The 13,352-nt window shown below is 71.4% G+C and carries 11 protein-coding genes; 4 read left to right on the top strand and 7 right to left on the bottom strand.

Going from position 1 to position 13,352, the window contains the following annotated elements:
• Positions 1–10: 10 nt before the first annotated feature.
• Together ACFY1S_RS14285 and ACFY1S_RS14290 are read right to left on the bottom strand one after the other, a co-directional pair.
• Complete coding sequence (locus ACFY1S_RS14285) at positions 11–2,209, bottom strand: (Fe-S)-binding protein (protein WP_387117053.1); 2,199 nt, start codon at positions 2,207–2,209, stop codon at positions 11–13.
• A 287-nt stretch (positions 2,210–2,496) separates the two neighbouring features.
• Positions 2,497–2,760 carry a cell division protein CrgA gene (locus ACFY1S_RS14290; RefSeq protein ID WP_357989847.1) on the bottom strand — a complete coding sequence of 88 codons (264 nt, stop codon included), beginning with the start codon at positions 2,758–2,760 and terminating at the stop codon, positions 2,497–2,499.
• A gap of 222 nt (positions 2,761–2,982) precedes the next feature.
• Here ACFY1S_RS14290 and ACFY1S_RS14295 point away from each other — a divergent pair, with 222 nt between their 5' ends.
• The 4 genes from ACFY1S_RS14295 to ACFY1S_RS14310 are packed head-to-tail and all read left to right on the top strand — an operon-like array spanning position 2,983 to position 6,394.
• Positions 2,983–3,786, top strand: coding sequence for a DUF881 domain-containing protein (locus ACFY1S_RS14295; RefSeq protein ID WP_387117057.1), 804 nt, complete (start codon positions 2,983–2,985; stop codon positions 3,784–3,786).
• Entirely contained in the window at positions 3,783–5,453 is a 1,671-nt protein-coding gene (locus ACFY1S_RS14300; protein WP_387117059.1) for a class E sortase, read from the top strand. Before ACFY1S_RS14295 ends, ACFY1S_RS14300 begins: the two co-directional genes overlap by 4 nt.
• Before the next feature lie 3 nt (positions 5,454–5,456).
• On the top strand, positions 5,457–5,741 hold the full coding sequence (locus ACFY1S_RS14305; protein WP_387117062.1) for a hypothetical protein: 285 nt from the start codon (positions 5,457–5,459) through the stop codon (positions 5,739–5,741).
• A gap of 2 nt (positions 5,742–5,743) precedes the next feature.
• Positions 5,744–6,394 (top strand): aminodeoxychorismate/anthranilate synthase component II, encoded by a 651-nt coding sequence (locus ACFY1S_RS14310; RefSeq protein ID WP_387117065.1) that lies wholly within the window; start codon positions 5,744–5,746, stop codon positions 6,392–6,394.
• Between the two features lie 3 nt (positions 6,395–6,397).
• Here the strand turns inward: ACFY1S_RS14310 and ACFY1S_RS14315 are convergent, their stop codons facing one another.
• The 5 genes from ACFY1S_RS14315 to ACFY1S_RS14335 are packed head-to-tail and all read right to left on the bottom strand — an operon-like array spanning position 6,398 to position 13,335.
• Positions 6,398–7,084: a vancomycin high temperature exclusion protein gene (locus ACFY1S_RS14315; protein WP_387117068.1), complete on the bottom strand. Its 687-nt coding sequence runs from the start codon at positions 7,082–7,084 to the stop codon at positions 6,398–6,400.
• 27 nt (positions 7,085–7,111) lie between these two features.
• On the bottom strand, positions 7,112–8,929 hold the full coding sequence (pknB, locus tag ACFY1S_RS14320) for a Stk1 family PASTA domain-containing Ser/Thr kinase (RefSeq protein ID WP_387117071.1): 1,818 nt from the start codon (positions 8,927–8,929) through the stop codon (positions 7,112–7,114).
• Positions 8,926–10,341, bottom strand: coding sequence for a protein kinase (locus ACFY1S_RS14325; protein WP_387117074.1), 1,416 nt, complete (start codon positions 10,339–10,341; stop codon positions 8,926–8,928). Before ACFY1S_RS14325 ends, pknB begins: the two co-directional genes overlap by 4 nt.
• Position 10,342: 1 nt before the next feature.
• Positions 10,343–11,848 (bottom strand): peptidoglycan D,D-transpeptidase FtsI family protein, encoded by a 1,506-nt coding sequence (locus ACFY1S_RS14330; protein ID WP_387117077.1) that lies wholly within the window; start codon positions 11,846–11,848, stop codon positions 10,343–10,345.
• Positions 11,845–13,335 (bottom strand): FtsW/RodA/SpoVE family cell cycle protein, encoded by a 1,491-nt coding sequence (locus tag ACFY1S_RS14335; protein ID WP_387117080.1) that lies wholly within the window; start codon positions 13,333–13,335, stop codon positions 11,845–11,847. The genes ACFY1S_RS14330 and ACFY1S_RS14335 overlap by 4 nt, the downstream gene beginning before the upstream one ends.
• Positions 13,336–13,352 lie beyond the last annotated feature (17 nt).

The raw sequence follows: 13,352 nt of genomic DNA on the forward strand, positions 1-13,352 counted from the left end.
GTACGCGGCCTCAGCCGGCGACCGGCGCGGTCTCCTTGCCGCCCTGCGGCTGCTCCGGCTTGACCGAGCGGAGCAGCACGGTGGCCACGTCGATGACCTCGACCTGCTCGCCGGCGCCCTTGCCGTTGACGCCGTCGCTGAGCATCGTCGAGCAGAACGGGCAGCCGACCGCCACGGTCTTCGCGCCGGTGGCCATGGCCTCCTCGACGCGGTCCACGTTGATCCGCTTGCCGATCTTCTCTTCCATCCACATCCGGGCGCCGCCGGCGCCGCAGCAGAAGGAGCGCTCGCTGTTGCGGGGCATCTCGGCGATCTCGCCCTCGATGGCATCGCCCAGCACCTCGCGGGGAGCGGCGAAGACCCGGTTGTGCCGACCCAGATAGCAGGGGTCGTGGTAGGTGACCCCGCCGTCGACCGGCTGCACAGGCGTGAGCTTGCCGGTGGAGACCAGGTGGGCCAGCAGTTGGGTGTGGTGGACCACCTCGAACTCGCCGCCGAGCTGGCCGTACTCGTTGCCCAGGGTGTTGAAGCAGTGCGGGCAGGTCGCGACGATCTTGCGCTTGGCCTTCTCCCGGCCCTCGAACGCCTCGTTCAGTGTCTCGACGTTCTGCTGGGCGAGCATCTGGAAGACGAACTCGTTGCCGATCCGCCGCGCCGGGTCGCCGGAGCAGGTCTCACCCTCACCGAGGATCGCGAACTTCACGCCCGCCTCGTTGAGCAGCGTGGCCACCGCGCGGGTGGTCTTCTTGGCCCGGTCCTCGAACGCGCCGGCGCAGCCGACCCAGAACAGGTACTCGAAGTCGTCCACCTCGCCGACCCGGGGCACCTCGAAGTCCAGACCCTTGGTCCAGTCCTCGCGGGTGTTCTGCGGGGCACCCCACGGGTTGCCCTTGTTCTCCAGGTTGCGCAGCATCACGCCGGCCTCGGACGGGAAGCTCGACTCGATCAGCACCTGGTAGCGGCGCATGTCGACGATGTGGTCGACGTGCTCGATGTCCACCGGGCACTGCTCGACGCAGGCGCCGCAGGTCGTGCAGGACCAGAGCACGTCCGGGTCGATGACGCCACCGGACTCGGCGTCGCCGATCAACGGCTTGTCGCCCTCGGCGAGCGACAGGACGTCCAGGTGGGCGAGCTGCGCCTGGGTGGCCTTCTCCTCGCCGGTGAGGTCCTTGCCGCCGCCGGCCAGCAGGTACGGCGCCTTGGCGTACGCGTGGTCACGCAGGCTCAGCACGAGCAGCTTGGGTGACAGCGGCTTGCCGGTGTTCCAGGCCGGGCACTGCGACTGGCAGCGACCGCACTCGGTGCAGGTGCTGAAGTCCAGCAGGCCCTTCCAGCTGAACTGCTCGACGTGGGCGACGCCGAACTGGTCCTTCTCCGGGTCCGCCTCCTCGAAGTCGAGCGGCTTGCCCTGGCTCGTCATCGGGCGCAGCGCGCCGAGGCCGGAGCCGGCCGGCTTGGCCGGCTCACGCTTGAAGAAGATGTTGGGGAACGCCAGGAACCGGTGCCAGGCGACGCCCATCGTGACGTTCAGGGAGATGACGATCAGCCAGGTCATCGAAATGGCGATCTTGATGAGCGCGGCGACGCTCGCACCGTCCGACCAGTCGGGCAGCACCGCGCCGACCGCGTGACTGACCGGGGTGGCCCAGAGCGGGTACTCGAAGTGGTCGGTGGCGACCTTGAAGCCGCGAATCAGCAGGCCGAAGATCAGGACCAGGAGCACGATCCACTCGACGAAGTAGCCCTGCCACATGGTCGAGCCGGTGAACCGGGAGCGCCCGCCCGGCCGGTTCGGCCGGTTACGCAACCGGATCGCCATCAGCACCAGGATGCCGACCAGGCCCAGCACACCGATGATCTCGGTGACCAGGCCGAAGATCGTCCAGTGGCCGATGACCGGCAGCCCGCCGTTGGTGGTGCCCACCTCGAAGTACGCCTCGAGCACCAGCAGCGACAGCACGATGAACCCGACCATCACGAACCAGTGCGCCGCCCCCACCACGCTCCACTTGAGCATCCGGGTGTGACCGGCGGTCTCCACAAGCATGGTCTTCGTCCGGGCACCCTTGTCGGCGAACCGCTCCGGCGCGGGCTGGCCGAGCCGGATTACGGCCGTCATCTTCAGGACCGCACGCACCGCCAGCCACACCGCCACGGCGGTGATGCCGGCCGCGAGGATCGTGGTGACGATCTGGACGCTGCCCATCGAGTTGGCCTCCCGGTCTGCTGCCTGTCGAGCGGCTCGGCGACCGGGGCCGGATCAGGGCGCAGACGGCGTCACGCCGTTACCGCACCCGCGACCGGACCGGTCGATGACCTCGCTCCGCTCGGTCATGCAGTGCAGCCTACGCGCAAGGTTACTTAGCAGTAACGTGAGTCATCTCGCACCGGCCACGCCGCCCTGCGGACACCATAGGGTCCCCCGCCCAGTCCTGCCGGGCAGGGGCACGTGAGGTGACGTGGATCCTCCGGCGTCTCGGCGCCGGAGCCGACTCAGCGCCAGCGGGAGAGCAGCACCAGCGAGGCGACCATCGCACCGAAGCCCACCGCGAGGTTCCAGTAACCCCACGACATGACCGGGTACTGCTGCTCGGAGAGGTAGTAGACGACAAGCCAGCCGATGCCGGCGACGATCAGGGCGACAGCGGTGACCGGCAACCACACCGGGCTAGGCTTGCGCGACGTCGCCGCCGTCGTCGGACGCACGTCCGTCGGCGGGGTGTACACCTTCTTCTTGCGGACCTGTGACTTGGGCACGACGCTCTCCAGAGGGGGTGACGACCTCGTCCGGCCTGACAACCGGGCGCGGGGGCGACGGTCCATGGCCAATAATGTTCGAGAGCTAGCGTAGTCCGGAACGCCCGCCCGGACCACGAATGGGGTCAGGCCGGTGCACGGAGTGACCGAAAAAGGCGGGACTGTTCGCATCACCGGCCGGGCCGGGGCGGATCGATCCCCGACACGCGGAAGGAACGCTCGGTGGAGTACACATCCGGCGCTGCCTCCTGGCAGAAGGTCCTCCGACGGGCCGGCGCCGGGCTGCTGCCCCGACGGCCTCGCCAACGTCGACCGGGCTGGTCGATCGGGGTGCCCCTGATCGCCGCCGCGGCCGGGCTGCTCTTCACCACCTCCGCCACCACCGCCGACGGCACCGCGCTGCGCGAGGATCGTCGGCCGCAGCTCAACCAGTTCATCGAGGACCGCCGAGAGCAGGTAGCGGGGAGCGAACGCCGGGCCGCCGAACTGCGCGGCGAGGTCGAACAACGGACCGACTCGCTCGCCGACTCGGACGGCCCCATCAAGGCCCAGCGGGACCGCGCCGCGCGCAGCCTCCAGGCCGCCGGCTTCACCGCGCTCGCCGGCCCCGGCGTGACTGTCGAGCTGAACGACGCGCCGCAGTCGGACAAGGTCCACCCGGACGCCAGCAACGACGACCTGGTGGTGCACCAGGGTGACGTCCAGGCGGTGGTCAACGCGCTGTGGGCCGGCGGGGCGGAGGCCATGTCAATCATGAACGTCCGCGTGCTCGCGACCAGCGCGGTACGCTGCGTCGGTAACACCCTGCTGCTCCACGGGCGGGTGTACTCCCCACCGTTCAAGATCGTAGCAATCGGCGATCCCGCTGCCCTTCAGCAGGCCCTCGCCGGTTCCGAGGGAGTCCGGTTGTTCAAGGACGCAGTCGACGACTACCAGCTCGGTTACAAGGAGGAGGCCGTCGCCAGGGTGACGGTGCCGGCGTTCGAGGACTCGACCGCCCTGCGTTCGGCTACGGTGCCCAGGTGAGCGGCGCGGACGGGCGACACCGGGACCAGGCGGACGACCCGACGGAGTTCCTGCCGAAGGTCGACCGACCCGAGCCGGCGTCCCGGCCCGGCCCGGCGAGCAACTGGCCCACCCCGGAGCTGCCAACCCGCCCCCGGGCCACGCGCCCACCGACCAGCCCCGAGCCGCCGGCCGCGGTGCCCCCGCCAGCCGCCGCGCCGGCCGCAATGCCTCCGCCAGCCGCGCCGCCGCCAGCCGCGCCGCCGCCAGCCGCCGCGCCGCCGCCGGCCGCGATGCCTCCGCCAGCCGCGCCGCCGGCCGCGATGCCTCCGTCGGTTGGCGCGCCGCCGCCCTGGCCCGGTGCCGCGACACCCGGACCGCACGCCGGATCTGGCCGTCCCCCCGCGACTCCCGGTCGACCGACCGCACCCAACCAGGGCCCGGCCCGCGCGAGCAGCCTCGGCGACCTGCCCACCCGCACCCCCGCACCGGGGTCGTCGAGCCGGCCACCGGCCACCGGAGGCACGCCAGGCCCGCCGCAGGCCACGCCGACCAGCCCGGGTACGCCCGCAGGGCTACCGCCGCGGCCGTCCGCTCCCGGCCCCGCGATCCGACCGGCGGCCTCGGACACTCCGATCCCGGCGGGTGGTGACGCGCCCACCGCGTTCATCCCCAAGGTCGGCGCCGGTCCCGCACGGCCGGGCGCCTCCCCGACCTCACCTGCCGGCTCGATCCCCCCGGCCGGGCCTCAGCGCGCCGTCGACCCGTCCGCCACCGCGCTGATCCCCACCGTCTCCGGCGGCCCGTCGGTCCGCCCGCCGGCCATGGACTCGACGGCCCTGATGGGCGCCGTGCCCCGTACGCCGACGACCGACGACCCGACAGGTGCCAGCGACAGCCCCGCCGAGCCTCCCCGGCCCCGACGCGGTGAGCGGGTGGTCCAGCTCCGGCCGCACCAGACCGGTGAGGGCTACAAGAGCGTCTACTCGGAGCTCACCCGGCCGTCGTTCGCCTCCCGGGTGCGTACCGGCATCCGGATCTCCGGCGAGGTCCTCATCACCTTCGGCCTCGTGGTGCTGCTCTTCGCCGGCTACGAGGTGTGGGGCAAGTCGGCAATCGTCGACGCCCACCAGAACGACCTCAGCAGCCAACTCGCCGAGGCGTGGGCCCCCACCGACTCCCCGACCGTCGCGCCGTCGGCCGCCGCGCCCAGCGCCAAGCCGTCCCCGCCGGTGCACGGCAAGCCGATCGCGGGCCTCTACATCCCCAAGCTCGACAAGAACTGGGTGGTGGTCGAGGGCGTCACCCAGGCCGACATCAGGTACGCCCCCGGTCACTACCCGACAAGCGCGATGCCCGGCCAGATCGGCAACTTCTCCGTGGCGGGCCACCGCAACCGGGCCACCTTCTGGCGGCTCGACGAGCTGGACGACGGCGACGCGATAGTCGTCGAGGGCAAGAACGACTGGTACGTCTACCGGGTGTCGCAGTCGCGGATCGTCAAGCCGACGCAGGTCGAGGTGGTGGCCCCGGTGCCCGGCGAGCCGGACAAGAAGCCGACCAAGCGGATGCTGACCCTCACCACCTGCAACCCCAAGTTCGACAACTACCAGCGGCTGATCGTCCACGCCGAGCTGGACCGGACCCAACCCAAGTCGGCGGGCCGCCCGGCCGAGCTGGGAGGCTGACCCATGTACGCGTTCATCTGGCGCAAGCTGCCCTTCGGCCTGCCCGGAAAGCTGGCCGGTTCGGTGCTGCTCGCCGCCGCCGCGGTGGCCCTGCTCTGGTACGTGGCCTTTCCGTGGGCCGAACCACTGCTGCCCTTCGACGACGTGCAGGTCACCCAGGATTCGGGGGTTCCCGGTGACCCGGGCGGCGGTGACGCCGTGACCGGGGAGACCCCGGCCGGCGACGAGCACGACCTGCCGTACGACACCGACCAGAACAACCCCGCGCCTCCCGCCCCGAGTAGGTGACCATGCGCGTCCTGGTGATCGACAACTACGACTCGTTCGTCTTCAACCTGGTGCAGTACCTCGGCCAGCTCGGCGTGGAGTGCGAGGTCCGCCGCAACGACGAGATCGACGTCGCCGAGGTGGGCCGGGTGGGCGCGGCGGGTGTTCTGCTCTCACCCGGGCCGGGCAGCCCCGACCGCGCCGGCATCTGCCTGGACGTCATCCGGCAGTACGCGGGCGAGCTGCCGATCTTCGGCGTGTGCCTCGGCCACCAGGCGATCGGTGAGGCGTTCGGCGCGACAGTCGACCGCGCCCCCGAGCTGCTGCACGGCAAGACCTCCGAGGTACGGCACTGCTCGGTCGGCGTCCTCGCCGGGCTGCCGGACCCGTTCACCGCCACCCGGTACCACTCACTCGCGGTGCTGCCCGAGACGCTCCCCGACGAGCTGGAGGTCACCGGCTGGACCGGCTCCGGCGTCGTGATGGCGATGCGGCACCGGACGCTGCCCATCGAGGGCGTGCAGTTCCACCCGGAGTCGGTGCTGACCGAGGGCGGGCACCTGATGCTCGCGAACTGGCTGGCCGGCTGCGGCCACCCCGAGGCGCTGGAACGCGCCCCCTCGCTGGCCGCCGAGGTCGACGCCCGCCGCCGGGCCGCCTTCGCCGCCGCCTGAGGGTCAGCTTCCCCGCAGCGCGTCCCGGACCGCCGGATCGGCCGGCGAACGGACCGCCGGTGAGCGGCCACGGACAGCGTCCCACGCCGCCTTGCCGCTGGCGAAGTAGTCCCGGGCCGACTTCTCGACGAGCAGGGCGCGCCCGCAACCGGGGCAGCCGGCGGTCACCCCGTCGGCGTCGAGGCCGAGATGCCGGCACAGCGTCACCGCCCGGGACAGGTGGTAGGACTGCGTGACGATAAGCGCCCGCTCGATGCCGTACACCTCGCGGGCCCTGGCGCAACTGTCGTAGGTGTCCAGGCCGAACGGGTCGGCCACCACCCGTTTCGGGTCGACACCCAACTCGGCGAGGTACGACGTCATCACCGCCGTCTCGTCACCCGACGCGCCACCGCCGTCACCGGAGACGAGGACGACAGTCGCCCTCCCGCTGGTCACCAGGGCGGCGGCGGTTTCCAGGCGGCCGGCGAGCCGTTCGCCAGGCCGCTGCCGGTCGGCCGCTACCGCGGTGCCGAGCACGATCACCACGTCCGCCGTGGGCGCGTCGGCCGCCTCGTACACGTGGCCGCGGGCGGAGATCGTCGTCCACAGCCACGGCAGACTGACGAGCAGCAGCAGGACGGCGCCGAGGACGGCCAGGCGGCGCGGTCGCCGCCACCACCGTCGCACCGGCCGGGCATCGTCACTCACATCGTTGCCCGCACGTCGTACCCGGAATCAATCCTGCGGAAGCCGGGACGGTGGGGGCGGGAACGGCAGACCGATGCCACCTCCGTTGCCAGGCGTGGTCGGCGTGGTCGTCGGAGTGACGGAAGGCGTCACGGAGGGAGTCGGGTCGGTCTCCGGCTCGGGCTGACTGACCTTGATGGTCACCTTCGTACCCGTCGGCTTCTTGTCCTTGGCGTTCGGGCTCTGATCGGTGACCTTCCCCGCGTCGGCGGCAGGCACCTCCGGGCCCTCCTGGGTGACGACGGTGAAGCCGGCGTTGCGGAGGACCCGGGTGGCTTCCTCCTGGCTGAGCCCGACGACGTCCGGCACCTCGCGGACCTTGCCGTTCGAGACGGTGAGCGTCACCTTCGTGCCCTCGGGGACCCGCTGCCCCGACGGGGGGTCGACACTGAGTACCTCGTCCTGGCTCGCCTCGCTGTTGATTTCCTTGACGTCGGCGACGAGATTCGCTTCCTCGAGACGGGCGATGGCGCTCTCCAGCTTGCTGCCCTTGAGGCCTACCGGGACGGTCACCTCGGGGGCGCCGCCACAGATCTGGATGGTGACCTGACGCGTCTCCTCCAGCCGCGCGCCCGGCTGCGGATTCTGCCGGACCACCGTGTCCTTCTGGCAGTTGCTCTCCATCACCGGCTCGCCCACCACCGCCTGGAAGCCGGCATTGCGGATCTCGGTGATCGCGGCTTCCCGACTCTTACCCGTGAGGGTGGGCACCGACTTCAGGTCCTTGCCCTGCTGGCTCCAGAGCAGGGCGGCGACCAGAGCGATCACCGCCAGCACGCCTACCGCGCTGAACATCGCGATCAGCCAGGACGACGCCTTGCGCTGCCGCGGATCGCCCACCCGGGCCGGGATCTGCCGGGTCTGCTGCCCAGCGGCGGCAGCCGGGTAGCCGCCCCCGCCACCGGCCGGGGCCATCGCCACCGTCTCCGCCTCGCGCATCACAGGCGTGGCCAGCACGGGCCGGCCGGCGGCGGCGCGGAGCAGATCGGCGCGCATCTCACCGGCGCTCTGGTAGCGGTTCAGCGGGTTCTTCGACAGCGCCTTGAGCACGATCGCGTCGACGGCCGGGGTGACGTCCGGGTTGATGTCGCTAGGCGTCGGCGGGGTCTCCCGTACGTGCTGGTACGCGACGCTTACCGGACTGTCGCCCACGAACGGCGGGTGCCCGCAGACCAGCTCGAAGAGCACGCAACCGGCGGCGTACACGTCGGAACGGGCGTCCACGGCCTCGCCGCGCGCCTGCTCCGGGGACAGGTACTGGGCCGTGCCGATCACCGCGCTGGTCTGCGTCATGGTGGTCGCGCCACTGGCCAGAGCCCGTGCGATGCCGAAGTCCATCACCTTGACCTGGCCGGTCTGGGTGAGCATCACGTTGCCGGGCTTGATGTCCCGGTGGATGATGCCGTGCCGGTGGCTGAACTCCAGCGCCGCGCACATGTCGGCACAGATCTCCAGAGCCCGGCGGGGCTGCAACCGACCCTCGGCGCCGAGCACCTCCTTGAGCGTCCGGCCGTTGACGAACTCCATGACGATGAACGGCAGCGTCTCGCCGGTCGGCGCGGTCTCCTCGCCGGTGTCGTAGACCGCCACGATCGCCGGGTGGTTGAGCGACGCCGCGTTCTGCGCCTCCCGCCGGAACCGCATCTGGAACGTCGCATCCCTGGCGAGGTCGGTGCGGAGCATCTTGATCGCGACGTCCCGACCGAGCCGGAGGTCGCGACCGCGGTGCACCTCGGCCATGCCGCCATAGCCGAGCAGCTCGCCGACCTGGTACCTGCCACCGAGCAGGCGGGCCTGCGCTGTCATCGCGTCTGTCGTCCTTCGCTCGTCGTCGTCCCGCCGTCGACCGGCTGGAGCCGTACCTCACGACGGTACGACGTCCGGGTCGGATCGTCGCGTCCGTCGAGCCGCAGCGCGCCGGACGTCGCCGCATGCGGAGCCAGCGCACCGGTTTCGCCGGACTGCGACTGCTTCCGCAGGTTGTAGGAAATCACGCCCGAGCAGAGCAGGACCAGTACGGCGAGCAGGATGGCGAGAAGCACCATTCCGGGCCGGGACCTGTGAGGTTCGGGCGTGGACGGCGTCGGGCCGGCCTGCCGCACGTACGCCGGGGGGTGTTCCTGCCGGGTCTGTGCCGGCGGCACCGCCGCGGCGCCGCGCGGGTAGCCTGCCGCACCGGCCGCGGGCCGGGCGTACGGGACGGCCGGCGCGACGGCGGTGGGGCGGGGCTGCTGGGGCGGGGCGACGGCGGTCGGTCGCTGCCCGGCGGGCGCCGGACGGTGCGGGGCGCCCGGTGCGCGGTGGTGCTGCGACTGGGGCACCTGGGCCCGACCGGGCGCCGCCGGCGAGGCCGGCGCCCCGGAGACCGGGCCGGGGTGACCGCCGCCCCGGGCCTGCTGGGAGAGGGCGGCCTTGAGCTGACGGGCGACCTGCGCGAGGGCTGCGGCGCTGGGCCAGCGCGCGGCCGGGTCCTTGGCCAACGCCCGCTCCACGACGGCCCGGACCTGCGGCGGGATGTCCGCGGGCAATGGGCGGGGCGTCTCCCGGACGTGCCGCATGGCGATGTCGAGCGGGTTGTCACCCTCGAACGGGCGCCGCCCGGCGAGGCACTGGTACGCGACCACGCCGAGGGCGTACACGTCGGACGCCGGGGTGGCGACGCCGCCGGTGGCCTGCTCGGGCGAGATGTACGAGGCGGTGCCCAGCACCGACCCGGCGGCGGTGAGCTGGCCGACCAGGTCGGAGCGGGCGATGCCGAAGTCGGTGAGCACGAGCGTGCCGTTCGGCCGGACCAGCAGGTTGCCCGGCTTCACGTCCCGGTGCACGATGCCCTTCTCGTGCGCGGCGTGCAGCGCGTCGGCCGCTTGCGCGACGAGGGCCATCGTCCGGGCCGGGGTGAGCCGGCCGACCCGGCTCAGCGTCGACGACAGGGCGTCGCCCTCGACGTACTCCATGACCAGGAAGGCGATCTGCTGGTCGTTGCCGAAGTCGTAGACGTCCACGACGCCTGGGTGGTTGATGGTGGCCATCGTCCGGGCCTCGCCGCGGAAGCGTTCGGCGAAGTCCGGATCGTCGAGCAGGGCGGGGAGCAGGCTCTTCACCGCCACCGTCCGCCCGAGGACCTGGTCGGTGCCGCGCCACACGTCGCCCATGCCGCCGCTGGCGATCCGCTCGTCGAGACGGTAGCGGTTGCCGAGCTGGACCCCGGGGCTGAGCATGTCAGCGGCCCCCGGGGTCGGCGATGGCCGCGCGCATGATCTGACCGGCGATCCGGGCCGCCTCGGCGCTGCCACCGCTGCCTGCCTGCTCCAGCACCACGCAGACCGCGGAGACGGGCTTGTCGTTCTTGTCCAGGGCGAAGCCGATGAACCAGCCGTGGTCGGGCCGGTCCGGGGCGGACTGCGCGGTGCCGGTCTTGCCACCGACCTTGTAGCCGCTGATCGCGGCCTTCCTACCGGTCCCGTTCTGGACCACGCTGACCATCATGTCCCGCAGGTCGCTGGCGACCTGCGGGGTGACCGGCTGGCGCAGCTCCCGCGCGTTGGCGGTGTAGTAGCTGGTGGTGCGGTCCGGAGCGAGCAGTTGCCGCACCAGGTACGGCCGCATCTGCTTGCCGTTGTTGGCGACCGAGCCGGCGATCATGGCGCCCTCCAGCGGCGTCATCCGCACGTCCCGCTGACCGATCGAGGACTGGGCCAGCGCGGCCGGGTCGTCGCCGCCGTCGGTGTTCTGGATGGTGCCGGTCCGGCTGGCCGCCGTCGGCAGGCCACCCTCACCGAGCTGCCCGACAGTCAGGTCCTCCTGCTCGAAGCCGAACTGGCGGGCCTTCTCCTTGAGGGCGTTGGCGCCGAGTCGCACACCGAGCTGGGCGAAGCCTGTGTTGCACGACTCGGTGACCGCCTCCATCAGGGTGACCTGCGACTCCGGGCAGATCGAGGGGGCGGCGTTGCGGATGGGTTCGCCGGACGTGGGAGGGGTGTAGCTGGAGCCGGCCGGGATCGGGGTGTTCTTCGTGACGCCGTTCTCCAGCGCCGCCGCCGCGACCACGATCTTGAAGGTGGAGCCCGGCGGCAGCGTCTCGCCGAGCGCCCTGTTGTTCAGTGGACGTTCCGGGTCCTGTTCCAGCTTGTTGAACGCGGCCGCCGCCTCGTCCGTGTCGTGGCTGGCCAGCGGGTTCGGGTCGAAGCTCGGCATGGAGACGAGCGCCTGCACCGCCCCGGTACTCGGGTCGATGGCGATGGCCGCGCCCCGCTTCGCCCCGACCTGGTTGTTGCGCATCTGGTCGTACGCCACGTCCTGGGCCCGCTTGGAGAGCGTGAGCAGCACGTTGCCACCACCGGTCTGGTCACCTGTGAACATGTCCTTGAACCGGTCACCGATGAGCTGGTCGCTGGTGCCGGCCAGGAAGTCGTTCTCCACCTGCTCGATGCCCCGGTCCGCCAGGTTGACCGGCTTGTAGCCGAGCACGTGGGCGTACTTGGCGCCACCCGGGTAGGTGCGCAGGAACTTCAGCTTGCCGGTGGTCTCCTTGCTGGTGGCCAGTGCCGTGCCGCCGGCCTCGATGTTGCCGCGCTTGATCTTGTAGTCGGCGACCTGGACCCGACCGTTGTAGTCGCTGGTGCGGTACTCGTCCGCCTTGTAGGCCTGGATCCAGTTGAGATTGGCGAAGAGCAGACCGAACAGGACAATGACGACGACGCCGACGCGGCGCAGGGGTGCGTTCACGGCTTGATCACCTCCGTGGGGGCACCGTGCAGTTGCTCCGGCGGAGCACCGGCGGGCCGGGCGGCCTTGCCGCCACCACCGGTGACCGGCCGGCGGGCTCCGTCGGAGACCCGCAGCAGCACCGCGATGAGCAACCAGTTGGCCATCAGTGACGAGCCACCGGCGGACAGGAACGGGGTGGTCTGACCGGTCAGCGGGATGAGCTTGCTGATCCCGCCGACGATCACGAAGACCTGCAGGCCAAGGGTGAACGCCAGACCACCGGCGAGCAGCTTGCCGAACGAGTCCCGTACCGCGAGCGCGGCACGCAGCCCCCGCTCCACGATCAGCAGGTAGACCACCAGCAGTGCGGAGAGCCCGAAGAGGCCGATCTCCTCACCGATGCCGGCGAAGATGAAGTCGTTCTGCACCTCCGGCAGGATCTCCGGCTGGCCACCGCCGGGCCCCGCGCCGAAGAGCCCACCCGTGCCCAGGGCGAGCAGCCCCTGCACGAGCTGGTAGCCCTTGTCGTTCGGGTCGGCGAACGGGTCCAGCCAGATCTCCGCCCGCAGGTAGAAGTTGGCGAACGGGCCGCCGACCGTCGAGCCGAGGACGTACGCCAGGTAGGCGCCGCCGAAGAACAGGACCAGACCGATGAGCAGCCAACTGACCCGTTCGGTGGCGATGTAGAGGGTCACCACGAACATGCCGAAGTAGAGAAGCGAGGTGCCCAGGTCCTTCTCGAAGACGAGCACCAGAAGGCTGATCAACCAGACCACGACCACCGGGCCGAGGTCGCGCCCGCGCGGGAAGTCGATGCCGAGCACACGCCGGCTGGCAAGCGACAGCACCTCACGCTTGCGCACCAGGTAGTAGGCGAAGAAGACAAGAAGCGCCAACTTGGCGAACTCACCCGGCTGGATCGAGAAACCGCCCACCCGGATCCACAGCTTGGCACCGTTGATCTCCGAGATGCTGGACGGCAGCACCGCCGGAAGCATCACCAGCACGATGCCTGCCAACCCCAGGGTGTACGCGTACCGGGACACCGAGCGGTGGTCTCTCATGATGGCGAGCAGGCCGGCGGCGAGGATCACCGAGGCGAGCGTCCACGCCAACTGCCGCCCCCCGATGCCCGCGAACACCGCAAGGCTCTCCCGGTCGGCCACCGGCGCGTCACCCAGGTCGATGCGGCGCAGAAAGCCCACCCCGAGGCCGTTGAGCAGGGCCACCGCCGGCAGCAGGGCCGGGTCGGCGAACGGGGCGAGGAACCGGATGACCAGGTGCAGGCCGAGGAAGACCGCGCCGAGTGCGGCGGCGGGCATCCAGAAGTCCGGGGTGACGGTGTCGAGCAGGTTCGCCTCGACCGTCGCCCCGTACGCGGCCACCAGCACCATGGCGAGCAGCAGCAGGGACAGCTCGGCGTTGCGTCGGGACCGGGCCAGGCGTACGCCGGACTGCCCGCCCGTGGTCGCGGGCGAGGGCGCCGATGTGGCCGCTACGGTCACGGGTGGAATCCTCGGGA

Origin of the sequence: Micromonospora sp. NPDC000663 (genome assembly GCF_042898105.1) — a bacterium.
Classification (GTDB): domain Bacteria; phylum Actinomycetota; class Actinomycetes; order Mycobacteriales; family Micromonosporaceae; genus Micromonospora.

Coding starts and splice junctions, on each gene's coding strand:
- ACFY1S_RS14305 (WP_387117062.1), top strand. CDS start 5,457: ATGTACGCGTTCATCTGGCGCAAGCTGCCCTTCGGCCTGCCCGGAAAG.
- pknB (WP_387117071.1), bottom strand. CDS start 8,929: ATGACAGCGCAGGCCCGCCTGCTCGGTGGCAGGTACCAGGTCGGCGAG.
- ACFY1S_RS14310 (WP_387117065.1), top strand. CDS start 5,744: ATGCGCGTCCTGGTGATCGACAACTACGACTCGTTCGTCTTCAACCTG.
- ACFY1S_RS14285 (WP_387117053.1), bottom strand. CDS start 2,209: ATGGGCAGCGTCCAGATCGTCACCACGATCCTCGCGGCCGGCATCACC.
- ACFY1S_RS14325 (WP_387117074.1), bottom strand. CDS start 10,341: ATGCTCAGCCCCGGGGTCCAGCTCGGCAACCGCTACCGTCTCGACGAG.